The following is a 26,501-nucleotide window of genomic DNA, read 5'->3' on the forward strand; positions in this document are numbered from 1 at the left end:
AAATGGTTTGAAAGTAAAAAAAAATGTCTAGAATGTAGCAAAAGAAACTCAAAATAAGGGGTGTGTCTTGGTTCATAATCATGATAAAGCAGTTTGGAATTTGGCATCCGGAATTTGGGTTCAAGATGATCAAGTCGGTTATATTTTAAAAAGTACGCCAAATTTAAATGTTGAAAATCATGTGAACCCTCACTTTGTTCAGCAGTTGTTGAACTTACCAACTTTGGCTGGAAAAGTGTATCCACCTGAGTTCTTATACGATCCTGAAACAGGTACCCCTTTAGAAAAAAAGCAGGTTGATTCCGAAGCATATTGGCTTCCTCCTTATGGGCAGGGACGACATTATGATGATAATCGTCAAAGCATGGATAGCCATGGATTACAGTTAAGTCATCAACTTAAAAAATTAAAGAATGAGCCACAGATTGATGCTGATGCGGAACAGAAAATAAAAATGCCACCAAGAGGTATTTTTGAATTTGTTTCTATCAAAGCTAGTACTGAGATTCCTCAACTTGTGGCATACAATAAAATCAATGGCAATCTTTTGATTTGGAGTCAGAATAATCAGGAGTGGTTGGAGTTAAAAGCTGTAGCACACCGTTTAGAAGGTTGCCCGGAACAACTAGAAGAGTACTTACAGCTCTTAGGGGTGGTGAATGAAGCAGGTGTTCAGACTTTATACATTCCAACCAAAGCAGGTTTAGCACGCGTCATCATTGATGGTTTGTCATTAAGCTACCGAGCTGAGTATGTTACGCCATCCAATAGTTTATGTTTGGGTACACCTGTTTATTGGAATAAAACGATATTAATACCGATTTTGATTGCTGATCAGGTCAAGCTTTTTAATGTAAGCAATCAAGCATCAATCATGTTGGATCATACGATCTCTGAAATGTACTTTGAAAAAGTGGTTTATGACACTAGCCGTATTATTTGGGTCGGCACATCAGGTCAGTTGATTGTAAAATATAAAAGTTCTGATGATGAAGTACTTAATGCTATCTATAAAATATGGGTGCCGAGTTATACACCTGACTTCCGTTTTGGTGCACCTTATGATAATCAAAAAGGCAGTTTCTATCAATTTGGTACAACTCAAAATAATGAAAAAGGTCCATTGTGCTATATCGAACTAGATTCTGAAGACCAGTTTGATAAATCACTTGAAAAATCGCCATCATTTCGTTTTACCACAGGTTTATCAAAGTTTGCCCTAGATGGTAAATTGGAAATCAAGCAAGATATTTGGAAAGAAACAAGCGCAGTTGAATCCACCCATCGTTTTACAGTTCCAATGATTGAAGATGAGAAAAAGCAGTTAATTTTTGGGTTTAGCTTTGATACAGAGACCAATGTAGGTATTGAGCAAAAACTTGCAGATGATACAAAGCAAGACATTAAATTATTTATAGATACACATGATGGACTCATTGATTTCCATCGTGTTCAAGTAGAAAAGCCACTACAGTCAAGATTCTTTATTCATCAGAATGTTTTGTATTTCTATAACTCAAGCTTAACTGACATCTTAGGGTGGGAGCTTGCTGTATGAAAAAATTGGCATTGATGAGCTTATTAAGCCTTTCAGCATCTTTTGGCTATGCAGGACAGCATGCATTCTTGGTACAAAACTCAGGTTGGATGGAACCTTTTTATCAAGATCAAAACTCACAATTAAAACCACTGGTCAATGCAGTGGTTCAAACCGTAACTCAACCAAATGACACTGTTGCAGTGGTAATGTTTAACCAAAGTAATCCATTGTCTAAATCACCTTTAGTGATTTACCAAGGAGCAGGGAAACAAAATGTTAGTCAGCAGTTGAGCCAACAGAGCATTGCGAAAAAATCTGAAAAAGCATATGCAGACACAGATTTTAAGGAAGCTGTCATAGCAACTATTACAGGACCATTTGCTAAGAAGTCAGGCATAATTTGGATTTTTACAAACAACAAAAATAGTCCAAATAATGATGAAGCAACTGCTGAACGTAATAAAGAATTTTATGAGTTAGTGCATTTAGATCCAGCTATTAATAAAGTAATGGCATACCCACTAAAAATGCCTGTGCAAGGGCAGCATTTTAATGCATCTGGATTAATGGTCTATGTATTAGCCTATGGAGAACAAGCTGAGGCCGAGTTAAATCATTTAGTTCAGTCTGGGCAAATGGAAAAAGTTTTCACGCAGCAACCAGCATTATTGAAGCCCTTAGATAAAGAGCCAGTCCAGCTCATTCCGACAGGAGTGAAAAACTCATCTACGATTCATGCATCTTTAGCATCTGACCAAAAAACATTAGTGTTTAATTTAGAACCTAAAGATATCATTCCTGAATTAAAGCTGACCGCAGATCTAAAAAATAAATTTTATCCGTACAACATTGCTGCAACACGTGTTGAAGCGAAGTTGAGATTAGCTAATGGTATGCAGGCACCGATTCAGATTTCTGAAACGGATATTCGTTTGATGACTAAAGACAATACTAAGCTTGAGTTTCAAGTGCCTATTCCATCACATTTAATTGTTTCTCCATGGTCTTGGGAAGTTTTTAAGGCAATGGGTAAGGCAGTTACAATTCCTGCAAATATTGATGTGACTTTGTACGAGCAGAAGCTCAGTCTATCTGAAGATTTTAAACAGAATTTGCAGAACTTATTTCCTGGCGATCCGTTGTCGGATGTATTTGTAGCACCTCAAAGTATTCAGTCTTCAACGGCAACGATCCCTGTGCAATTCCGCTTGCAATATCCATTATGGCCTGTTGTGGTCATAATCACTGGGATTTTATTGTCAATTGCTATGGTTCTTTTCGCGTTAGCACTGGGGTCAAAACGTAAAAAATATGATGTCTGGGTCAATGGCTTGAAGAAACAAACCATCCAATTAAAACCGTTTTCTAAGATAAGTGTTTATGGTGATTCAGGACAGGAAATCGCGATTGTAAAACGAGGCATTTCAGATGCATCTGTTCAAGTTATAGATAAAGAATTTAGTGTGACACTTCGTTAAATATTAAAGACAGATCTTTAAAAACATCCAGGGGGATATATGTCAGAGTCAAATACAAATAACGGTTTTGTATTACCTACAGCAGATGAGCAAACACAAAATGAAGCAAGTGGTGTTGCGCAGACTGTACAAGAAGTGAATGTACCTACTGTACAAGAAGAAACTGGCTCTCGTGATTTGATGATTGCTGGTGCAATTATCGCAGTACTTTTAATTGCATTCTTTTTTGCAAAACGTGGTTTCAGCAATAGTTTGGTGAAAAAACGTATTTCGCCAAGTAAAGCGAGCATGGCTGGATGGTGGTTATTTATATTTCTTTCTGCAGTAGCAATTGGTGCAGTTTTAGCAGCGGTGAATCCTGTTAAATTTTTATCTTTATTAATTTTAGGGCCATTAGGTGTGGTTGCTTTGGTGAGTGGTGTACTGACCTTTACAACAAGCCGTGCTTAATTAATAACATTAAAAAGAATTAGAGAGATCAATATGACAGACGCACAAAGTGTCAATACAAACACGGCTACCAAATCTGCAGAGCAGACGGTAAAACTCCGACCAACCCTTTACATTGGTGTGGGTGGTACAGGTATGGAAGTGATGATGCGTGTGCGTCGTCGTATTCTCAATGCAAGTTGGGGCAGTGATAATGTTCGCTTAGAAAACTTATCACAATTCCCCATCGCGCAATTCATGCACTTTGACTTAGATCAAGGTGCAATTATTGATAGTGGTCGTGCACAAACTGAAGATTTGCAATACAACTTGGTGAAATTTACCGATGATGAAAAGATTGTTGAATCTTTTGATATCGAAAAATATAGCCGTGATGATGCATCATTAAGTCGTTATCCGCATATTCAAAATTGGTTGCCGTTAACTCCTAAAAAAATTCGTGAATTAGGGATTGATCCTGCCAAAGGTGCAGGTCAGATTCGTTCTGTTTCACGTCTATATTTCTTTGATAAATATCCAAAAACACGTGATAAAATTCGATCAAAGTTAAATACTTTAAAAGCAGGCCTGTCTCGTGATGACATACTGCGTAAGCTCAATCTTCAACTCGATACCAGTAAATTCCGTATCGTGGTATTAGGTTCTGTTGCTGGTGGTACAGGCTCAGGTTCATTCTTGGATATGGGCTGGTTATCTAAGTGGGTGGCAAGTAATGAAGTTGAAGCAGCTGATGTTGAATTGATGCTATTTTTGCCTACAGGCTATTCAAGTGCAAACAAGGCACGTACTGAAGCCAATGCTTATGCGGCATTGATGGAAGTTGAATCTGCGATGGTGGGTCATTCGAAGTATGTGGAAAAATGGGATGATTATGATCGTCCTCAGCTTGCCTCTAAGCCTTATGATGAAGTGCATCTGATTGATTCCGGTAACTTAGCTCGTCAACATACAGACAATATGAATGATGTGTATTCGATGATTGCGGACACATTATTTGAGGACTACCGTTCTGCTGACTTCGCCAATCGTAAACGTTCAGTTGCAGTCAACCAACGGCAGCATAAAATTCATATGTTTGCGCCACCTGTACCGACAGGTCGTTTCGGTGACATGAAACTAAACTATTCATGTGCTTATTCAGCATTTGGGCAAGCAACTTTAGATACGCTTGGTCGAGCGCGCTATGATGAGTATGCCTATAGTTTGGCTTCCGATATGCTGAAAGCATTCTTCGGTGTCGCAAGTGCCAATCCTGCTGCAAACCGTGCGAGTGAAAAAAAGCGTGATACATTCATGGCTGAGAACATGAATCTTAGTCTAGTGCCATTCAACAATCTTCCTGAATTTTCTGCTACAACACTGAAAAATCCAGAAATTCGTGAACTCAATACAGAATTCATGGATTTAGAAGTTGTAGATACTTTACTTCGTTCAGGACAGAACGGCGTGGAAGTGGATATTGCTGAAGAAACCCGTCAGCGTGTCAGTCAACGCATTAGTGAAATCAGTAATATTGATCGTGATCAGTGGGCAAATGAAGTCCGGAAAGCGATGCAAGGTTTAATGCGTGATGTGATTCGTAATCCAGATGCGATGGCAGATACTGCTGAAGATCGTGTCATGCGCCGTCGTAAAGCACTCTTTGAAAGTCTCAAGAAAGATATCGAAAGTCGTTTATATCTGTATTTAGATAATCATGAGCAAGGCGGTTTTGAATATGTGATTTCTTTAGTTGAGCAAATTAAAGATCGTATTGAAAATGCGAACTCTGGGATTGCATTACAACTGAAAAATTCAGCAAATCGTTATACTGCAATTAAAGACGCTTTGTTGACCTATGAGTATGAAAAGCAACTAAAAGATTTGGAAGAGACCAAAGGTAGAGGTCTACTGAGTATCTTTAGTGGTGGCAATAAAGAAGAACAAGCGCGTTCAGTATTAGATAATTTACGTAAAGATATTGCTAATGTACTTTCCTTCCATCTACGTGCCAAAGCTGCTTTAGAAGCGATTGAGCTGATGCAAGATATCTCAAGCTGGTTAGGTAACAGTTTAGGGGTAGATGAAAGCGGTCGCACTATTTGGAATGGGGTGATGGGTGATCTACAAAATGGTCAAGAGTCAGTTATCGATATGATGAACCGTCTTGATCATGATCGTGAAGTAATTCATCAACAAATTCGTACCAAGCACGCCACTTTGCAAATTATCGAAACTGAAGATGTAAAAGAACGGAATATTGATCCTCGTTTACTCTGTGAATGGGCAGCAGAAGCATTTAAAGACTTCGGCGGTTCAAAAGAGCTCTTTAAAGTTCTTGTTGATCCAGATCAGCAAACACCATTATTGATCAAAATCATTCGTATGGCAGAACGCCGTTTGGTTGCTTTTGAACAGAATGATCAAGAGGAAGATCCACTTTACAAAGCACTTGAAAATATGAGTGTAGTGGAGCGTCAAAATGTCTTTACCGAGTGGCTACAGCGTGCCATGCCTTGGGTCGACGCTAAAATGGGAGGTGATTTCACACCACCACCAGACCGTTTCAAATGTTTTATTGGTGTAAATGGTGCAGATCAATTCAGTAAAAAATATAAACATGAATTGACGGGAGCTATTCCGAGCGGTCTAGGCTTAAATGCACAAGCATTGTCGATTGTGGAAACAGGTGAACCTGGTCGTGCAGTGTGTTATGTAGAGCTTTCAGGTATTCCACTGACCATTTTACGTGGTATTGAGACGTGGCGTACGAGCTATCGTAAAGAGAGTGAAAGAACACCATTACATACACATATCGATTCAACACGCTTTAAACATCCATATGCGCCTACACCTGATGAATTAAATAATTTAGCGGATGACTTTAAGTGTTACTTGAAAGCAGTGATGTTGGGCGTCTTAAAACGTTGTGATGTTCCAGGCTTGATACCAAGTGGTCAATATGAATTTGCGGTTGCACGTGGTGATGTACGTCGTTTAGGAAATGAGCGTGGCTTCCGTTTAAATGGTTTGCCTCAGACCTATCGCGATAATATTTATGATCAAGTTCAACACAAATTTAAGTCACTCAGTGATGCGAATTTAACCATGTTAATTGCATTGGTTGATCATTATGAGCGTGAAGTCTATACCCCACGTCTTGTTCAAAATGAAACGGGTGCACAAGTTGAACATGTCGGTTTTGCATGTGCAATTGCAAAAGAATTGAAGCGAGAGCTACTTGAACTTGCTCAACGTAAGGAAATTCCTCAGGACCTTATTGATCGTGCATACGAGTTAACTGAATATCGCGAAGAAATGGAAAAATGGGCTGAAGTGCTCAAAGATTCGGACGAGGATGCATATCAGGATGAAATTCGTGAGCCAAATAAAGGTCGACGTCTGAAATGGGTGATGAATATGTCACCAAGTATCTTACAAACACATGAACAACTTCTTGTGAAAAAAAGTGTGGCAGAAGTAGTTTCGCCAATAGAGACTTTTGCAATGCCTGGCATGACTCCACCGCCACCTCCAGGCGCGATGCCACCACCCATTCTGCAGCAACCTCAGTATCAATATCATATAGCGATTAATGGGCAAAACTTTGGACCATACTCACATTCTAAAGTGGTTGAAATGTTGCAGCAGCAACAAATTAACACTGCAACGATGGTATGGCGTGAAGGTTTAGCTAATTGGATCGCAATTGCCCAATGCCCTGAGCTTGCAATGCCTGTGCCACCACCAATTCCAGGCATGCCGCCAATTTTACAATAATGCCCATCGTAGTATTGTTCTCGAAGGAGGGCAATACTGCTCATGCTCAACACAAAAAGAAGTAATAGGTTAAATGAAATGGTTAAGCAGCAAGAATATACAGCTTGTATTGGATGTAAGCAGGAGCTACAGCTCAAAGTAAAGTTTTGTCCTTTTTGTAGTGTTGCACAAAGCGTTCAAGCTCAAACTCTGCCTGTAGAGCCAGAAGAAACATCGACTATTCCACAAGAAATAGTCAGTGACTTACCAGAATCGACGGTTAGTGAAACACTAAGTGAAGCTCAAAATAATGAGGCTGCTGATACATCGGTTGTGGTCAAACATATTACGAAAAAGGGTAAAGAATTAGTCGGGATCATTGTCGTAGGTGCATCTCTTGAGTTAATGCGGACTTATGATCGATATGCTTTTAAAAAGGAAGAAGGTGTTTTTGTCCGTTTAAAACATTTAGCAAGAATCCCAAATGAATTTTTAAGCTCAGAACAATATAAACTAAAGTCTCAAAAAGATTTATTAATTCAAGACAATGAACCAGATGAGTATTTTGAACAGACGTCATCTGTGGCAAGTGTTGAAAGTCCTTTACCATCAAAAAGCATGAATCAGCAAACACCTTTAGATTCACCACAGCCCAAAAACTCTATTTTTAAATATATCGCGATTTCTTTTGCCGTATTTTTTATTGGTATTGTCATTATGTTTAGTGGTAATAAGGATACAGATCAAGCGATTTCTGTAGATGAAGAGCCTTTGGTAGATTCATGTGAAAATGTAAATGCAGAAGTTAGTAGTTTATTGAGCGAAAAGATGCCAATGCGTGCGTTGAGTATCATCAAACTCAACCAGGCAGAATGTAAAACCAATGCAAGTTTTGTTCAATTGGTTGTATCGGCTGAAGCACAAGCAACTTCTGCAAAAGAAAAGCTCACTTTAGCGAAAGAATATTTACAAGCTGGGAACTTGGAGCAAGCACATCAGACATTGCTTGCTGCATTAGAGCTTGATTCAGAACTTGTGGGGGGCGTAGAGTTACTGCCACAAATTGAATCGATGATTGAAGAATATAATCTTCAGCAAGAACAAGAAGTAGAGGAAGTTCCATTAGAAAGTGAGGCTGTACAAGATGCTATTCAAAACATACCTCAACAAAATACCAATCATCAGGTTGAGCAAGCACAGCGTTTAGCACAAGCAGAACGTGAACGAGTAGAACTACAACGTCAAGCAGAACAGGCTCAACGACAAGTTGAACAAGCACAAAGAGAACGTCAACAAGCTTTAGAAAAAGAGCGTCAAAAAGCTGAAGAAGCGGCACGGCGTCAAAATGAAGCACGTTTTGATTCTCAGCTCAGTCGTGCAGAGCGTGCATTAAATGCGAATAACTACGGTTTGGCTAAATCTTTGGCTCGAGAAGTATTGTCTGCTTCCCCGAGTAATGGTCAAGCAAAACGTATTTTACGTCAGGCTGAAGCAGGTGAGTCAGCGGCCTTTGACGATATGGTAATTCAATAATCATTTGAAATGTGAAGAGGGGTAATAAAATGAAAAAATCTATGTCTATTGCTATGCTGAGTTCAGCCTTAGCCGTTTCAGGTTGTGCAAGTACTGGTGGATTGGCAACGTCAGCCAATGGTGGATGTAATACTGGAATGTCTACAGCAGTAGGTGCATTACTTGGTGCGGCAATCGGGGCATCTGTGGGTGATAGTACTTATGCTGCAACAGGTGCTGCCATTGGTGGTGCAGTTTTTGCAGCAGGGTGCGTAATGATTAATGCACACACTATTCAAAAAAAGTCCGCTGCTGAAGTTGAAATGGCATATAAACAAGCCAATAAAGGACAATTGCCACAACAAACACGGATACAACAATACTCAACAGTTGTTCTTCCTAATCAGACTATTCAAGCAAATCAAAGTATTACAGTGAAATCCGATTTAACTGTAGTTGAAGGGGTCGCAGAGCCATTACAGCGTGTACAAGAAAAGCTGGTGCTTAAAGATGCAAATGGTAAAGTGATTCGTGAATTAGTTAAGGATGTACAAATGACCAATAAGCAAGATTTTGGCTCAGGGGCATTTGAAAACTCATTTAGCTGGAAATTCCCTATGAGTGTATCAAAAGGAAGATATGTCTTAGATACAGAAGTTCTTGTGAATGGCGTGAAAGTTGCAAACAACACACGTGTGATTACATTAACTTAAATCTAAATAGACCTTCAATGGGTTATGGGGAGTTGAAGGTCTTTGAATAAAAAACAAAACATTTGAGGGTGAAATGAAGTTACAAATGGTGTGGTTGGCAAGTGTTGTCATGTTAAATGGCTGTGCTATTATGTCTAAAAATGAATGTCTTTCAGCAAACTGGTCGTTGATTGGGCAGAATGATGGTTATAATGGTAATGGTTCATTCATGCAAAAGCGTGCTCAAGCATGTATGAAGCACAACGCGATTTTAGATACAGAAGCCTATACTACTGGTTATAAGAAAGGTCTAAAAAATTATTGTAATCCACAAACGATTTTTGATTATGCGTTGCAAGGTAGAGGAACATATCAAAGTTGTCCAATGGAAATGCAAAATAATTTAAGACCCTATTACAATGTGGCAAATAAGTTTTATCACGCGAATAAAAATTTAAAATCGATTGAAGATACAATTGCTACAGCAAAATCTAATATGTATAGCTCTGATCTTAAAGAAGAGTCGCGCAAGTATTATCGCGAAAGATATAACGAAGCTAGTAATAAACTGGGACAAGTTCAGCGAGAATATAATCTAGCAGAGCGAGAAATACAGCAATTTAAGCGAACAGCGAGTTTTGAATACTAAGTGTGAGTTATAACTTTGAAAAATGCAGTTTCTGATTCAAAAACAGAGACTGCATTTTTTATTTTAGATCATAAAGAATCTTCAAATTATTGGTTTATTTATATGAAATATTTAAAGGCAAAATTACTTTTCTCATCACTCGTATTAACTTTCCCTTCTTATGTGACAGCTAATACAAAAAGCGAAGAAATTCATTCCAGAGTTGTAGGTGGTATTGATAAGGCTGGTGAAATGGCTACCCTTGGAATTGAAAAAATGTTTTCACCATTACATAAAGGGGTTGAAAAAGTTGTCAAGCCGCGTGTTGATAAAATTAATGGTGAGTATTATTTTAATCTCGGTAATGCTTACTATAAGGGAAATGTCTCGTTTAATAATCAATATATCCAAAAAGATGATGTTAAAGCATTGGAAGCATGGACGAGTGCTGCATATCACAACCATAAGTTTGCGCCATTTAATTTAGGAATCATGTATTACAAAGGTGAAGGAACGCCTGTTAACAAACAAAAAGCCTGTGAATGGTTTCTGCGCGGAGCTTTATTAGGTGATACTGGGGCACAAGCAAATGTGGGTACTTGTTATTATACTGGTCAGGGAATGCAACAAGATTTACCTGAAGCATTAAAATGGTTCTCATTAGCTGCAACAGATGGAAACAGAGTAGCTCAATTCTTACTTGGTGAAATGTATTATGACGGTCAAGGTACAGAATTAAATTTAACTTTAGCTAAAGAATGGTATGAAAAAAGTGCAGCACAAGGTCATGAAGGTGCTCAAAAAAAACTAGATAAACTTAAAAGTTCATGGGATATGCCATATAAGCAACTGACAGTGGCAAATACAGCAGGAAAAGTTATCGATGGTGATGCATTTTTTATATCTGCTGCAAATCATGCAAAAAATGGTGATGCAAAAGCACAATTTGATCTTGGCATCATGTACTTTAGAGGAATCGGTGTACCTCAAGATTATATAAAAGCTTTAGAGTTTTTTGAAAAAGCTTCTGTTCAAGGTCATGAAAGAGCAAAAGACTATATTTCACGGACCTATTTTGCCTTGGGATCAGATTATTTCAGCGAAGATGCCGGGGAGCGTCAAGATGATCAAGAAGCATTTAAATGGTTTTCAAAAGCTGCTGAACTTGGTCATGCTCAAGCACAATATATAATAGGTATCATGTATTATTTTGGTGAAGGTATTCCAAAAAATGAATCTAAAGGGGTTCAGTTGATAAAGCAGTCTGCTCAAAACGGTTTTAAAGAAGCCCAAAAGGTGATTGATGAATATAAGCTTTAAACTAAACATTTAAAAATGGTATTTTGTTTTGAATTGAGGAGGATGAATTAGCATAAAATGCTGTTTCATCTTCTAGATAATTCTCCAATAAATAATCGAAGTAAAAGTAAAAGTAAAAGTAAAAGTAAAAGTAAAAGTAAAAGTAAAAGTAAAAGTAAACGTTAAGTGGCCATTAACGGTCGTTTGTTACCATTGGCTTTGTATGATTTTTCATGTTTATAGAATAACAATCAATTTGTTGTATGGTCTTGTACTTATTTAAATGTATCGAACAAATATTTGCATACCAAACTGTAAGGGATCTTGCGATCTTAACCTGTGATATACACATTTTGTTATGGCCTCCCAGGCTGAAGTACGATACGTTTGTCATGCAACTTTGCCCAGTTAACCAATCAAACACTAATAAATTCAGATCCAATGTCATAGTGAATTGCAAGTGGTTTATCTCGCCATTCAAGCAACTAATTCAGTGTACGAATGACTCGTAGTACAGGCATTGATAGCCCTATTTAAATCACCAATCCTATATGCCGATAATCATCAATCATGTTCAACAAGCGTTTACTTCGTCCATCACTCAGCTGGTCAGGCATGTAATCTAATGATCATACTTACTCAGGCCGAATAGGTTCTTTCAGTCGTTTAATTAATGAGGCATACATACCACTATATTTAGCACGCCATTTCTAAAAACTCGCCTTACACATGCTATGTTCTCGGCAAAAAATGGTAACAAGGGGGTACTAGATTCAGCTTGCTTCAAGATGGACATGATATGACTGTCAGGATATTAAGATGTTTTCATGAAGAATCTCCAGCTTGTATCTTAAGAGAAAATTCTACTTTTAGATCCTATTATTTTTAGGGGGATTACCGTAGCACCTGAAATTAAAATGTTTTGCTGACGATAACCTCCTACATTGCCATCATCAATATTTTTAGGATGCTGAATTTTAGCGGTATTTTTCGCGGTACAATGACATTGGTTGGTTATAAATGTTTATTATAAACAATTATTTAAATTGTAAAGATGGTGCGCGCTGAGTGCACTATCCCATCCAAATAAATTAAAATGTAAGTTAGATAGCTCTAAATACCTAAAACAACCTGATACGGCTTAAACCCTTCCAATACAGCCTCAGAAACCAACTGAATAAAAGCTTCAGTCTTTCCATAAGCCAACCATTGATCTAAAGCTTCATAGTAAGCCAAACGATTTTCTACTGTAATCACACAAGGCAGATATCCAGCTTTAAGTAATTCGAGATTCATCAATAAGCGTGATGTACGACCATTCCCATCAATAAATGGATGAATGCCTACAAAGTCTGCATGTACTTTAGCTGCACGTTCAATAGGATGTAGCTTATGTGCCTCAGTATTGTACCAATCGACAAGCTGAGCCATTTTATCATTCAACAATGTATAGTCGGGTGGGTTAGTCGTAGCACCTGAAATCAACACGTTTTGTTGGCGATAACGTCCTGCATTGTCATCATCGATATTTTTTAGAATGAGTTGATGGATATTACGAATCTGCCATTCAGAAAAAGGTTCTTCTTTACGAATAATATCTTCAACATAATAGATCGCATTTCTATGGTTAATTGCCTCGAAATGTTCTCGTAATGCTTTTCCACCAACGGTAATGCCTTCCAAAACCACTTTTGTTTCTAGCAATGTCAGTGTATTGCCTTCAATTGCATTTGAATGATATGTCCAGCGAACAATAAGATCTTCTTGTAGATTTTTTACAATTGCAGGAGAAAGAGGACGATGCTGATCTAATTTTGTTTTTAAAGCATCTATATTGTCAAACATAACTTTCACCCTGAAGTTGTACTCTTGAATGATACATGAAAAAAACAAATATAAAAAAGGAAGGTTATAACATATCTTTTAATGTTAAATGCATACGTGTTAAAATCAGTAACCATTTCAAATCCTGTTCATGAATTTGAACAAAATAAATTTTGTGATTCAATGCGCTAAATCTAATTTGGGTAAAAAATGGGTACAGGTAAAACGCTATTGACTTTATGGTTCACTAAATCAATAGCTTAGGAGTTGAGTTCAATTGACGCCATCTCCACCAAAATTCAAAAAAGTCGAACCTTCGGGTTCGGCTTTTTTTATGATTAATTAAAAACATTTTTTGGTACAACAATGACTCAAGTCCAGCTTCAAGAACTGCAAAAACAACTCTGGAATATTGCCAATACTTTGCGTGGTAAAATGGGGGCAGATGAATTCCGTGATTACATTTTGGGCTTGATCTTCTACAAATATTTGTCTGAAAAAATTCAAAATAATGCCAACGAAATTTTATCACCTGATCAAATTAAGTTTGCAGAATTGGTTGAAGATACTGAAATTAATCAAGCATATTTGAGTGCTGTTCGTGAAGAATGTCTTGCCAGTATGGGCTATTTCTTAGCGCCACAAGAATTGTTCCATAGTATGGCAACATTGGCTCGAGCAAAAAAATACATTTTGGATGATGTAATTAAAACCCTTAAGGCAATTGAGCAAAGTACGCTGCGTACAGATGCGGCAGATGATTTTTCGCATTTGTTTGAAGACATGGATTTAAGTTCGACCAAGTTAGGAAATACGCCTGATGACCGCAATGAGCTGATTAGCCGTGTGATCGTACATTTGGACGATATTAATTTTGATCTATCGAATACTGAGTCTGATATTTTAGGCGATGCTTATGAGTTTCTCATTGGTGAATTTGCTTCAGGTGCTGGTAAAAAAGCAGGTGAGTTTTATACACCGCAAATGGTTTCGACTTTGCTTGCAAAACTTGTCACCTTAGGTAAAGAACGTCTACGCAGTGTATATGACCCGACTTGTGGTTCAGGATCTTTATTGCTACGTGTAAAGCGTGAAGTCGGCGATGTGGACGCGATTTACGGCCAAGAAATGAATCGTACGACATATAACTTGGCACGTATGAACATGATTTTGCATGATGTGCATTATTCAAAGTTTGAAATTAAGCAGGAGGATACTTTAAAACGTCCACAGCATATGGAACTGAAATTTGATGCGATTGTAGCGAATCCACCATTTTCGGCAAAGTGGTCTGCGAGTGAGTCATACCTAAGCGATCCGCGTTTCCGTGATTTTGGCAAGTTAGCTCCAAGTTCTAAGGCAGATATGGCGTTTTTACAGCACATGCTTTATCAGTTAGATGAAAATGGGACTTTGGCGATTGTACTGCCGCATGGGGTTTTGTTCCGTGGTTCGAGTGAAGGGCACATTCGTAAGCATCTAATTGAAAAGTTAAATGTGATTGATACGATTATTGGTTTGCCTGCCAATATTTTCTATGGCACGACTATTCCGACTTGTGTGTTGGTGTTGAAGAAAAACCGTGAGCATAGCGACAATATTTTATTTATTGATGCGAGCAACGAGTTCGATAAGCAAAAGAATCAAAACAAGCTCTTGCCTGAGCATTTAGATAATATTGTTGGTGCATTTGAAAATCGTCAGAATATTGAAAAATATGCATATGTGGCAAGTTTGCAAGAAGTTGCTGACAATGATTTCAATTTGAATATTCCGCGTTATGTCGATACTTTTGAAGCGGAAGCTGAAATTGATTTAGATGCAATAGCGAAACAGCTTCAAGCCTTAGAAGTGGAAAGTCAAAAGACTGATGCAGAAATTACTAAGTTTTGTGCAGAACTTGGCATTAATAGCCCATTTACGGGGGTGAAGTAATGGCAACACCTAAGTTACGATTTAAAGAGTTTGATGGGGAATGGCTGAAAGTTGATATTCAAGCCCTTGTAGATGCAGGAATTATTGATAAGCCAATGGATGGCAATCATGGAGAAATTCACCCTACTTCAGAAGATTACGTTGAAGATGGTATTCCATTTATTATGGCAACTGATGTCATAGATGGAGTTGTTCATTTAGATAAATCTAAAAAAATTAAAATGTCACAGGCAGATAACCTAAGAAAAGGTTTTTCTTTAGAGGGTGATATCTTACTTACGCATAAAGCAACGATTGGTAATATTGCAAAAGTACCTGAATTAAAAACACCGTATATCATGCTTACTCCACAAGTAACTTATTATCGAGTTTTAAGCAAGAATATATTAAGCCAAGATTTTATAAAGAGTACATTTGAAACACCAATATTTCAGAATGAACTGCTAGCTTTATGTACAGGCGCAACAAGACTTTATATTGGTATTTCAGAACAGCGAAAATTACCATTCTCTTATCCATCCAAAGAAGAACAAACAAAAATCGCTTCTTTTCTTTCCGCTGTGGATGAAAAGATTAACCTACTAACTCAGAAATATGAACTACTGAGCCAATATAAACAGGGCATGATGCAAAAACTGTTTAGCCTGCAAATGCGTTTTAAAGCCGATGATGGGAGTGAGTTTGGGGAGTGGGAAAATAACAAAATTATTGAAGTGGCTGACTATGTTGACTATAGAGGTAAAACACCGAAAAAGGTTGATGAAGGTATTCTATTGGTTACTGCAAAAAACATTCGATCTGGTTATATCGATTACCAAGTTTCGCGAGAATATATTTGTTTGGATGATTTTGAAGAAGTTATGCGTAGAGGGCAGGCGAAAATAGGTGATGTATTAATTACTACTGAAGCTCCTTTAGGTAATGTCGCATCCGTGGATAGAGAGGATATAGCTTTAGCACAACGAGTGATTAAATATCGTGGAAAAGAAGGAATTTTGAATAATGCTTTTCTTAAGCAGAAATTTTTGTCTGAGGATTTTCAGTTATTAATTGCATCAAAAGCTACGGGTGGTACTGTCAAAGGAATAAAAGGATCTACTTTGCATAATCTTGAAATCTATATGCCGATAAATATAAAAGAACAAACGAAAATCGCTAATTTTCTAACAAGTATTGACCAAAAAATTGAAGTCGTTGCACAGCAAATTGAACAAGCCAAACAGTGGAAAAAAGGCTTGTTACAGCAAATGTTTGTGTGATTGTTATATGGTTTTATAAAATTCCTGCATTTATTCAAATGTGGGAATTTTTTTATTTAAGAAAGTACAGAAGGACTCCTAAAAGAAAAAACAGTGATCTGTATCATCAGTTTAGATGTTTATTTGATGAATTTAAAAGATTGAAAAATATAATAAATCTATTAGAATCAAAAGATATACATACCAATAGTTAAAAACTGAGCAGTATTATAAATGTCGACCCAAAAAGAACTTGAACTCGAAAACCAATTTATAGCGCACTTAACAACTTTAGGGTACGAACGTGTTCAGTACAGAAACGAGGCAGCCTTACTCGCAAACTTAAAAAATCAAATAGAAAAATTTAATGCACTGACTGCACCACTCACACATGAGCAATGGGAACAGGTGTGGAATTACCTGAGCAGTGAACATACGATTTTCGGCAAAGCCAAACTATTGCGTGGTTCATACCAGCTTAAACATGATGACGGTACGACCCAAACACTGCGATTTTTAAGTGATGATGCAGAAAAAAATATTTTTCAAGTGACTAACCAAGTGACGGTCCAATACGGGGAGAGTGGCACAGAAACCAGCCGTTTTGATGTAACGTTATTGATCAACGGTTTTCCATTAGTACAAGTTGAACTTAAACGCAGTGGCGTAGAAATCGCACAAGCGTTTCACCAAGTGCATAACTATAGTAAAGATGCCTATACCTCTGGACAAGGTTTGTTTGGCTATATACAGCTCTTTGTCATTAGCAACAGCGTAAATTGCTTATATTATTCACACGGTACGCCACTATTTGATTTTACATTTCCATGGGCCGATGAAAACAACAAAGCAATTAATGATTTGAGTAAATTTACCGAAGCATTTTTAAACGCCGCACATATTACGAAAATGATCAGTAAATACATCGTTCAGCATCAAACAAATGAATGCTTAATGGTGTTACGACCTTATCAAGTCTATGCAGTTGAAAACATGATTCAGCATGTGAAAACCTCAACCGATCATGCTTATATTTGGCATACAACGGGTTCGGGTAAAACCCTCACGGCATTTAAAGCCAGTGAAATCATGCGTCAGTTGCCTGAAATAGAAAAAGTTATCTTTGTCGTGGACCGAAAAGACCTAGATAATCAAACCACTAAAGAGTTCAATGCCTTTGTTCCCGACTGCGTAGACCAAACGACCAACACCAAAACATTGGTTGAGCAGCTCATCGGTAAACGGCTGAACTCACGAAAAAATGAAAGCAATATACTCACAGATAAATTGGTCGTGACGACCATTCAAAAGCTGAATAACGCAATTACACTCCCTAAATTCAGAGAGTTGATCGCTGATTTGGCAGATAAAAAAGTCGTATTTATTTTTGATGAATGCCACCGCAGTCAATTTGGTGATACTCACCAAAATATCAAACGCTTCTTTAAGCAGGCGCAAATGTTCGGTTTTACAGGCACGCCTATTTTTCCTGTGAACTGTCAAAGCATTGGTGGGGTGAAATACACCACAGAATTTCTATTTCCTAAACGGCTGCATAAATATGTGATTGTCGATGCGATAGCAGATAAAAATGTTTTACCTTTTCAAATTGATTATGTGGGGCAATTTACCGCTTATCAGGTGAATGCAGGTGATGAAAAAATACAAGGCATCGATACTAAAGAGCTGTATGACAACCCTGAGCGCTTAGAAAAAATTGTACGTTATATTTTAAAAAATCATGACAAAAAAACGGCAAAACGCGAATTTTGTTCAATGTTTTGTGTCAGCTCAGTAGATGTCCTACTTCAATATTATGAAATATTTACCAGAGTCCAAGCAGAGTTGGTTGCAGAAGCGGACAAGAAGGAAGAAATTTATACCCCTTTAGTGATTGGTACGATTTTTTCTTTTGGAGCGCAGGATACGACAAACGACGCTAATGACTCCACAACAGGTACGATTTCTGAAGAAGAACTAGAACAGCCGAGTCAAGTTGATATGGGGCGTAAAGCACAACTTGAACGGATCATTGCAGAATTCAATACACGCCATCTGACTAGCTATAACTGCGACGAAGGATTTTATGAATATTATAAAAATCTAGGTGATCGAGTTAAGTACTTCAAAGTACCTAAACCACCTAAAGAAGTTGGGGAGCTTAAAGGGCCACCAATTGACTTGCTGTTGGTGGTGAATATGTTCCTGACAGGGTTTGACTCATTGCCACTTAATACGATTTATGTCGACAAAAACTTAAAATATCACGGTTTAATTCAGGCTTTTTCGCGTACAAACCGTATTTATAAACCAACTAAAGCTTTTGGTAATGTCGTGTGTTTTAGAAATTTAAAGCAGGCAACAGATAAAGCTCTTTCTACTTTTGCAGACGACCAAAATTTTGAACAAGTGATTGTGCCACCATTGGATCAACAATTAGCTGAATTTAATAAGTGTGTTAGTGAATTAAGAAAAATAACACCTGAGTGTCAGTCAGTAGATGATCTAAAACTCGAAAGTCAGCAGTTGCAGTTTATTCAAGCTTTTCGTGATGTGATTCGTCTACATTCACAACTGAAAATGTATACAGACTTTGATGTTGATAAAGCAGTTATAGTGCCGCAAGAACTTGAGGACTATAAATCTAAATATAAAGATTTGTATGACAGAATAAATAAAGGTACAGCGGTTGAAAAAGATTCAGTGCTACGTGACGTGAATTTTGCTTTAGATTTTATTATTAGTGATTATGTAAATCAGGATTATATTTATACATTATTAAATATGATTGCTGCTGCGCCACCGTCCTCGATTCAAAGAGCGAAACAGCAGCAACAACTCCAATCTTTACTCAGTAATGACCGAAAAATGTATAAAAAAATGGATTTGATTCAGAAATTTATTGATGAACAAATACCACGAATGCTGAATGGCCAAAGTGTTCAAGATGCATTTAAGCAGTTTTGGGATGCAGAAAAACAGCAAGCCTATGATGTCTTTTGTAAAGATGAAAATCTTGTGATTGATGAATTTAAAAAAGTGGTTCAACGATTTGATTTTACTGAACGTTTTCCGCACGCACATGAAATTCGGCCATTACCAAAAACCAAGCCTTCAGCACTGGTGAGTAAAGTCTATTTTGAGGGATTGCATCAGAAAACCAATGCGATTTTAGGAAAATATGATTTACGGATTTAAACGTTAAGCTAAGTTATGAAAAATATTTGCTTAAAAGGAGGGTTCTTTTTTTATGGAATTTAAGAACCTTATCCTGTTTATTCAATAATTGTATGATTAAATTTCTTAGAATAAATATGATTTAAAAACAAATCACAAAGTGAGGCGAAATTTAAATTTCGCGCCAAACTTCATTCTTATCTTTCAATGAAATCATAAAGTTAAATTTGTCATCATTACTTACCAAAAGGCCTTCTGGCGTTTTCATAATCACTTTTAGAACGGTACCAGTTTCAAAAACCAAAGGACTGCAATTTTCTTTATTTAATGTAATTGGTTTGAGTAATTCAACAATTGCACTTTCCATTTTACTTCCCCAAGCATAGGTTATTAATTGAACTTAGCATATTATTGGTGAAGAAACATGTTTTGTAAATGACGTGAGCTACATCGCAGAAAATATTTTAGAGAATTCCATAACTTAAGTTTAAATAATGGTTAAATAAATTATGGGTTTTTAATCTATTGATATCAAAAATAATTTTAAAATATGACAATCTTTTTAACTGTAATTATATGTCCTAAGATGCGTCTTTTGTTCCACAAACAATGACCAGATCATCAAAAGGGCATGATTAATAATGAATTTAAGGTGAACTTCAGTTTTCATGCTTAAGCTAACAGAATGATGTGTCGTCTTGTATTTGATTGTTAAATTTCAGATTAAACAGCGTTAAATATTCAATCTGAACAAGAAATTTAATGAAATAAAACTTATCATCAGCAACTCAAACTAAAAACAAAGATTCAGGGAAATGTAGGACTAATGTTTAAATCTTTTTTTCCAAATCCAAAATGGTTTTTTGGATCATTCCTTCTATGGTTCGTGATCAATATTGCCTTGTGGTATAACGGTGGTAATAGTTGGGGTACGATGTTCGGCTTAGCTGCAAATTATCATCAAGCAGAATTGCCTATTGGTATTAGCCGATTTTGGAGCCCCAAATTTTTATGGTTCTATGCTTGGTTTTTTGTAGCAACGGCGCTTTTTGCAGCCTTTTGGAAGATTAAATCAGATAATCCTTGGCAGCGATGGTCAGTGTGGGGAACCGCACTTATTCTATTTAATGTTTGGTTTAGTGTGGAATGTAATGTCGTGATCAATGCTTGGTATAACCCATTCTATGACCTGATCCAGAAAATGCTTTCAGGTGGTGGGGGCGAAGTGACGATGCTATATTCTGAGATACTGACTTTTCTCTATGTGGCCATGGTGTATGTCACACTGGCTGTATTGAACCTGTTTTTCGTCAGTCATTATGTTTTTCGTTGGCGTACTGCAATGAATGACTTTTATACTGCGCATTGGGAAAAACTGAGAACCATCGAAGGTGCCTCACAGCGTATTCAAGAAGACACGATGCGCTTTGCAAAAACCACAGAAGGACTTGGGGTTAGCTTAGTTGAATCGGTGATGACCTTAATTGCATTTCTACCTGTGCTGCTAACTTTATCAACTCATGTAAAGAAATTACCTGTCGTGGGGGAAATCGCCTATGCATTGGTTTGGGCGGCAGTCCTTTGGGCGGTTTTAGGGACGGTTATTTTAATGCTGGTGGGTTATAAACTACCGGGTTTGGAGTTTAATAATCAAAAAGTCGAAGCGGCATATCGTAAAGAGTTAGTTTATGGTGAAGATCATGCAGATCGAGCAGACCCTTTCACATTAAAAGAATTATTTACTAAAGTTCGTTTTAATTATTTTAGACTGTATTTCCACTACGCTTATTTCAATCTGGTTCGTATTTGGTACATGCAACTGGATAATATTTATGGATATTTTATTTTGTTTCCAAGTATTGCTGCGGGAACAATTACGCTCGGTATATTAATGCAAATTTTAAATGTCTTTGGGCGTGTACGTGATTCCTTCCAATACCTGATTTCCTCATGGACAACCATTATCGAACTGATTTCTATTTATAAGCGTTTAAGAGCATTTGAAGAAAAAATTAATAATTGATTTTATAAGTTTAAAATAGACCTGCACTAAAATGCAGGTTTTTTTATGACTTTAATTTTAAGTTAATATATTTCAATAAAATCAATAGATTAATATTTTTAGATGAGCTGTTTTTTTACTCGATTCCATATTGTCGCTCGAATCATGGATAGGCCCAGCTTTATATTATTATTAATAATAGAGGCTTGTTCTGATGGCAGATTTGATAAGCACATAGCGATACATAAATGCTTGCGAAATAACCTAAAAGGGAACGATGATGACCGTTCACCAAGGATAAACAAATACACTTAAATAAAATGTGAAATTCATCAAATTAAAATTAACAACATATGCACACATCTCAAACGTGTACGATTTTAGTGATTAAATTTATAAAAATAATAAATAAAATCAAGATTATAAAATTGTGAAAGGCACTAAATTACGCTATTTTTTAAGGGTGAATTTTTTGAGATTTTTGCTGTGAATTTAAAGGCAATTTTATGGGTGGGGAGTATTGGATTTGCATTACATGGTTGTACAACCATGCAGAGTTTAAACCCAAATTCATTTAATCATTATGCATCACCACAAGAAGTGATTAATCAAAAAGGGCTAAATAGCTCAAATGGGAAGGCGAAAGAATACGTCTATGATTGGGGGCCACAAAAGAAAAATATGGAAGCAGAATCAGTTATACCCAAGCAAAATATGAGCAGTTACTGCCAAGCCAAAAATGGCAAATTTATTCAACTGAATAAAAGCAATTTGAACCAAGTCAAAAATGCATGGAGTCGTAAATTATTAGCGACCTATAGCAGTATAAAACAGGGCACAGGCGTATTTCAGTGTAGTCAGGCAGATGGACAACGCTGGATGGTTGCAATTGAACCCGTTTCAGAGCGTAAATTAAATGACCGTTCTGAAACCCGCTTAGTGAGTTTGTATACAGCAATCATTGGACCTGAAGAACGTCGCAAAAATTATAATAAACAAGAAGAAGCTGTTGCTAAAAAAGCAACATCAAGCAAAGCCAAAGCAACGACGACAAAGAGCAATACAAAAGATGAAGCAAAAAAAGAAGTAGAGACTAAAAAAGAAATCAAAGCCAAAGAACAGGAAAATAAACCTGTAGTGAAACCAGTTGCTGAAACATCGCAGCAGATACAAATGCGCTTATATGTGAATGCACGACGTGACCTGAATGCCGGAAAAAATCAAGTCACCGCTTGTAATAATGCACAGCGCGCTTATAGCTATGGCAAATTAAATGGTGCAAATGCCAATAGAGCCTATGCTGAATCAGGTATGCTCGTTGCAAAATGCTTAACCTCAGTGCCTGCATATAGCAAAAGTTATCCAAACGCCAATGCAAGAGCCAAAGGCATCCTACAAAACTTAGCGACTAACTATAATCACGCAGGGGCAAAAAATATGTTGAATCGTATGAAATAAACCTCAACAGGATAAAAGCCATTTGGGGAAATAAGCTTTTATCCTGATCCAATGATGTACTCAGATAAAATTTTAAAAAATAATAAGGAAAAACCATGAGTTCAGTAAATGAAACTTATTTTAATGCACCATTATTTGACCGTGAATTGACAGAAATTACAGTCAATATCGAGCAAACCCCCTTCTTTTTGAATGATCGAGGGCATCCAACATATTTAGCGTCACTTGGGGCGGGGATTCATTTAATTACAGAGTCAGCCACCAATGCGAAAATGACGATGGGAAATCCCTACGATGTACCTTCCGAAATTTCGACTAAAATTACCAATTGGGGGGAGCAAACGGAGCTTGAATTTGAAGGGCAACACTTTGAGTTTATGCCATTGGTGGCAACTAAAGAAACCGCGGCAGCTTTTGGTATCACCTTAGTCCATGCAGGTGAAGCGATTCAGATTCATTCAAATCAAAAAGCACTGTCAGAAATTCATTATGAATACGGCATGATGGCAGGGCATTGTTTTGCCTATCTGGATGGCGGGAAGCCAGATTGTAGTGGAAAAACCTTATTTCCTTTTGTGGCTACAGATTTAGAACACCATGACTTTCCGCATATTTTTTGCTCGACCGATCAAGATCAACTGCCACTGGTCATCTCAGTAGGGCGCTATTTTCCAAATCTAGGCAAGATTTACTTGGCAGATTTATGGGTTAATCCCGGAGATGCTTTATATATTCCTGCGAAACCCAAATATTCGAATCCTGAGTTTATTGACCTACATAATAACCGTAATGCAGCACTTGCATGTTGGCGAGGGGATAGCAATAAATCGACATTGACCACCCATAGTTTGCTCGATATCCATGGACATTTTTACTGGTATTGGAATAGAAGGCCAACGATTCATCCTCTCATCTATGCACCGACTAGCAAAAATGAATAGTTGAGTTACATAGACCAAACAGCAAATACAGCACTTCATGATACAAAGGTGACTCAAGTTTTGGGAGTTTGGTCTATGGCTTACGGTTTATCTAAAAAATTACATCTACGTTTTTCACGACCAACAGGTTTGGCTTTATTGACGCTCATGATGCTTGGGACGACGCAAGTGAGTTTAGCGAGTCCGACGGTCGATCAGCTCAGTCAATGTTTAGTAAAATCGACCACTGCCGCAGATAAAACGGCGGTTCTACAATGGACCTTTTCTGCCTTGGCGGCGCATCCAGATTTAAAACAATACAGTAATGTCAGTGATGCGCAAAAAACGCAACTCGATAAAAATCTGGCTCAAGTGATGCAGCGAATTTTGGTGGAGCAATGTTCTACGCAAACGCAGGCTGTAATTAAAGCCGACGGTCTACAGGCTGTAGGCGAAAGTTTTCAAGAGCTTGGTAGTATCACGGGGGATGAAATATTAAAGACGCCTGAAATTAAACAACAATTACAAGGCGTACTGCGTTATGTCGATTTAAATAAATTGGTGACCAAATTTTTAACCCCAGAAATTTGGAATAAGTTAGGTGTGGTTCGTTAATTTTATTTTGAGTAAATAAAAAATGCTCCTTTTATACAAGGAGCATTTTTTATGGATTCACCCTAAATGGATGATGATCCAATGCGTTTTAGTTTCGTGACTCAAGCATTAAATGGTAATCGTCGCGCCTAATGCTTTAACAAATTGCGCCATCCACGCAGGGTGAGCAGGCCAAGCAGGAGCAGTAACTAAATGACCGTCGGTCACTGCATCCGTGACTGCAATATCTGCATACTGACCGCCAGCCAGTTTAACTTCGGCTGCACATGCTGGGTAAGCCGAACAGGTACGACCTTTTAGCACATCGGCTGCCGCTAGAATTTGCGCCCCATGACAAACCGCTGCAATAGGTTTTTTCGCCGCGTCAAATTCGCGTACGATTTCAATCACACGTGTATTCATACGTAAATATTCAGGCGCACGACCGCCCGGAATCACTAAGCCGACATAGTTTTCTGAGTTAACTGCATCAAAGTCATAGTTAATCGCAAAGTTATGACCGCGTTTTTCGCTATAAGTTTGTTCACCTTCAAAATCATGAATGGCTGTGGCAATGCTGTCGCCAGCTTTTTTGTCAGGACAAACGGCATGAACGGTATAACCAAGACCAACTAAAAATTGAAAAGGTACCATTGTTTCGTAGTCTTCAGCATAGTCGCCCACGAGCATAAGAATTTGTTTTGACATGATGTAACCCTCTGTTGAAATATGATTTATATCAATTTTTCATTTACCTTAGCATATTGGAATGACAGTTTTAAGCAGGCTGTAAATTCTTTAGTTGTATATTTTTATTTAGATTTATAAAAAGTTATGGATGGTTATAGTTCAAATTATGATGAGTCTAATAGGCTAGCTGTTATCAATTATTAATGACTTTGGTGTTTTTCACATAGCTTTAAAAAGTTAAATATTTACCTCTCCCTTGTGCAGCAGTGCTGTTCATCTACTAAATGGAGAGGTAAGTAACAATCCATAACGGTATTAAATTAGCAATGGAAGCACCTTCTCCCACTGGGAGAAGGCGGGGGGTAGAGGGAAACTTAAAAAATTAAATCAGATCAGGATAAAATTTCTCAAATCCCTCATTCACCGCTTCACCTCGCAGCAAATAGCCTTTCGGTTGGATATAACTATAAATTTCCCGTGCGGGTTGTTCATGCCAGCCAATGTTAAAAGCACAGAGTTTTGGGAAAAATTGCAAATGGCTATAGTTCAGATGGTTATGAATCCAATAGGCGAGTTGTTGCCAATTGCTTTGGTCTTTTTCATAAAGTTTTAAAAATGATGGAATGACGATACATGCCGTTGCACCGTAGCCTTTAGCATCGGGATAGTCCCAAATATGACTGGCAAAGTTTTTCTCATTACTTGCGCAATTATGTCCTTTTTCATTGCCGAGTTGGTTCACGCTTGGTGAACGGTAAGCTGAACGAGTGGCAATACGTCCAAACTTTTCTTGCAGTGGTTCAAGTAGTTCTTCGCAGAGTTTCGAGCCCGTACGAATGGCAATATCAGGATGGTCAGGGACGTTGGGTACACCGTACCAATTGGCGATTTCACTATAGAGAAAGTCGCGCATAAAGAAGGACTTGGAAAGTTGGATACGTCCTAAGTCTTCAAGTTTGCCAATTGAGGATGCTTTTTTGATGGTCATGTTGTTTTTGGTGTGAAGTATTTGGATTGATTGTATGGTTAAAAATATGAAAATTAAATATTTACTTCTCCCTAACCCTCTTTTTAAAAGTGAGGGAATTTCTATTGCAGAACCTATAACGGTATTAAATTAGTAATGGATGCTCCTTCTCCCATTGGGAGAAGGCGGGGATGAGGGGGGATAAGTCCTAAGTCTTTGAGTTTGACGATGGAAAATATTTAGTAGGCGTCTATGTATTTAGTGGTAATTATTTAAAGAAAAATTTCTTTAAATTTTTCAAAGTAATAATAGTTTTAAAACTTACAGATTTGTATGTAAACTTGTTAAATAAAGAAAAA

Annotated in this window: 19 protein-coding genes; 15 read left to right on the plus strand and 4 right to left on the minus strand. The window is 37.5% G+C overall.

Features of this window, described 5'->3' with window-relative positions:
* The first annotated feature begins 67 nt into the window (after positions 1-67).
* The 8 genes from FTU38_RS04680 to FTU38_RS04715 all read left to right on the plus strand — a co-directional run bounded on the left by FTU38_RS04680 (position 68) and on the right by FTU38_RS04715 (position 11,358).
* On the plus strand, positions 68-1,558 hold the full coding sequence (locus FTU38_RS04680) for a hypothetical protein (RefSeq protein ID WP_180026584.1): 1,491 nt from the start codon (positions 68-70) through the stop codon (positions 1,556-1,558).
* Positions 1,555-3,018 carry a hypothetical protein gene (locus FTU38_RS04685; protein WP_180026585.1) on the plus strand — a complete coding sequence of 488 codons (1,464 nt, stop codon included), beginning with the start codon at positions 1,555-1,557 and terminating at the stop codon, positions 3,016-3,018. The genes FTU38_RS04680 and FTU38_RS04685 overlap by 4 nt, the downstream gene beginning before the upstream one ends.
* 39 nt (positions 3,019-3,057) lie before the next feature.
* Complete coding sequence (locus FTU38_RS04690; protein ID WP_180026586.1) at positions 3,058-3,468, plus strand: hypothetical protein; 411 nt, start codon at positions 3,058-3,060, stop codon at positions 3,466-3,468.
* A 33-nt stretch (positions 3,469-3,501) separates the two neighbouring features.
* Entirely contained in the window at positions 3,502-7,227 is a 3,726-nt protein-coding gene (locus tag FTU38_RS04695; protein WP_180090158.1) for a tubulin-like doman-containing protein, read from the plus strand.
* A 78-nt stretch (positions 7,228-7,305) separates the two neighbouring features.
* On the plus strand, positions 7,306-8,739 hold the full coding sequence (locus FTU38_RS04700; RefSeq protein WP_180026588.1) for a hypothetical protein: 1,434 nt from the start codon (positions 7,306-7,308) through the stop codon (positions 8,737-8,739).
* Between the two features lie 29 nt (positions 8,740-8,768).
* Positions 8,769-9,431, plus strand: coding sequence for a hypothetical protein (locus FTU38_RS04705; protein WP_180026589.1), 663 nt, complete (start codon positions 8,769-8,771; stop codon positions 9,429-9,431).
* 73 nt (positions 9,432-9,504) lie between these two features.
* Positions 9,505-10,059: a DUF2799 domain-containing protein gene (locus tag FTU38_RS04710; protein WP_180026590.1), complete on the plus strand. Its 555-nt coding sequence runs from the start codon at positions 9,505-9,507 to the stop codon at positions 10,057-10,059.
* 15 nt (positions 10,060-10,074) lie between these two features.
* A complete protein-coding gene (locus tag FTU38_RS04715; RefSeq protein WP_180026591.1) occupies positions 10,075-11,358 on the plus strand; it encodes a tetratricopeptide repeat protein in 1,284 nt (427 codons plus the stop codon).
* A 1,092-nt stretch (positions 11,359-12,450) separates the two neighbouring features.
* Here FTU38_RS04715 and FTU38_RS04725 read toward each other — a convergent pair.
* The gene (locus tag FTU38_RS04725) at positions 12,451-13,182 is read right to left on the minus strand and encodes a Fic family protein (RefSeq protein ID WP_180026592.1); all 732 of its coding nucleotides are present in this window, start codon (positions 13,180-13,182) and stop codon (positions 12,451-12,453) included.
* A gap of 345 nt (positions 13,183-13,527) precedes the next feature.
* Here FTU38_RS04725 and FTU38_RS04730 point away from each other — a divergent pair, with 345 nt between their 5' ends.
* The 3 genes from FTU38_RS04730 to FTU38_RS04740 all read left to right on the plus strand — a co-directional run bounded on the left by FTU38_RS04730 (position 13,528) and on the right by FTU38_RS04740 (position 19,532).
* Positions 13,528-15,096: a type I restriction-modification system subunit M gene (locus FTU38_RS04730; protein WP_180110661.1), complete on the plus strand. Its 1,569-nt coding sequence runs from the start codon at positions 13,528-13,530 to the stop codon at positions 15,094-15,096.
* A complete protein-coding gene (locus tag FTU38_RS04735) occupies positions 15,096-16,355 on the plus strand; it encodes a restriction endonuclease subunit S (protein ID WP_180110662.1) in 1,260 nt (419 codons plus the stop codon). Before FTU38_RS04730 ends, FTU38_RS04735 begins: the two co-directional genes overlap by 1 nt.
* Before the next feature lie 213 nt (positions 16,356-16,568).
* Positions 16,569-19,532, plus strand: coding sequence for a type I restriction endonuclease subunit R (locus tag FTU38_RS04740; protein ID WP_180110663.1), 2,964 nt, complete (start codon positions 16,569-16,571; stop codon positions 19,530-19,532).
* A 151-nt stretch (positions 19,533-19,683) separates the two neighbouring features.
* Here the strand turns inward: FTU38_RS04740 and FTU38_RS04745 are convergent, their stop codons facing one another.
* Positions 19,684-19,878: a hypothetical protein gene (locus FTU38_RS04745; RefSeq protein WP_180110664.1), complete on the minus strand. Its 195-nt coding sequence runs from the start codon at positions 19,876-19,878 to the stop codon at positions 19,684-19,686.
* Positions 19,879-20,337: 459 nt separating this feature from the next.
* Here FTU38_RS04745 and sbmA point away from each other — a divergent pair, with 459 nt between their 5' ends.
* From sbmA to FTU38_RS04765, 4 genes are all read left to right on the plus strand, one after another.
* Positions 20,338-21,534: a peptide antibiotic transporter SbmA gene (sbmA, locus tag FTU38_RS04750; protein ID WP_180110665.1), complete on the plus strand. Its 1,197-nt coding sequence runs from the start codon at positions 20,338-20,340 to the stop codon at positions 21,532-21,534.
* Positions 21,535-21,999: 465 nt separating this feature from the next.
* The gene (locus FTU38_RS04755; protein WP_180110666.1) at positions 22,000-22,971 is read left to right on the plus strand and encodes a hypothetical protein; all 972 of its coding nucleotides are present in this window, start codon (positions 22,000-22,002) and stop codon (positions 22,969-22,971) included.
* A 95-nt stretch (positions 22,972-23,066) separates the two neighbouring features.
* Positions 23,067-23,912 carry a hypothetical protein gene (locus FTU38_RS04760; RefSeq protein WP_180110667.1) on the plus strand — a complete coding sequence of 282 codons (846 nt, stop codon included), beginning with the start codon at positions 23,067-23,069 and terminating at the stop codon, positions 23,910-23,912.
* 147 nt (positions 23,913-24,059) lie between these two features.
* The gene (locus tag FTU38_RS04765; protein WP_227591924.1) at positions 24,060-24,506 is read left to right on the plus strand and encodes a hypothetical protein; all 447 of its coding nucleotides are present in this window, start codon (positions 24,060-24,062) and stop codon (positions 24,504-24,506) included.
* A 108-nt stretch (positions 24,507-24,614) separates the two neighbouring features.
* Here FTU38_RS04765 and FTU38_RS04770 read toward each other — a convergent pair whose 3' ends face one another.
* Positions 24,615-25,193, minus strand: a complete 579-nt coding sequence (locus FTU38_RS04770) for a DJ-1/PfpI family protein (protein ID WP_168379042.1) — start codon at positions 25,191-25,193, stop codon at positions 24,615-24,617.
* Positions 25,194-25,557: 364 nt separating this feature from the next.
* Complete coding sequence (locus FTU38_RS04775) at positions 25,558-26,163, minus strand: hypothetical protein (RefSeq protein WP_168379041.1); 606 nt, start codon at positions 26,161-26,163, stop codon at positions 25,558-25,560.
* Positions 26,164-26,501 lie beyond the last annotated feature (338 nt).

This window comes from Acinetobacter sp. YH12098 (assembly GCF_013419235.1).
Taxonomy (GTDB): Bacteria; Pseudomonadota; Gammaproteobacteria; order Pseudomonadales; family Moraxellaceae; genus Acinetobacter; species Acinetobacter amyesii.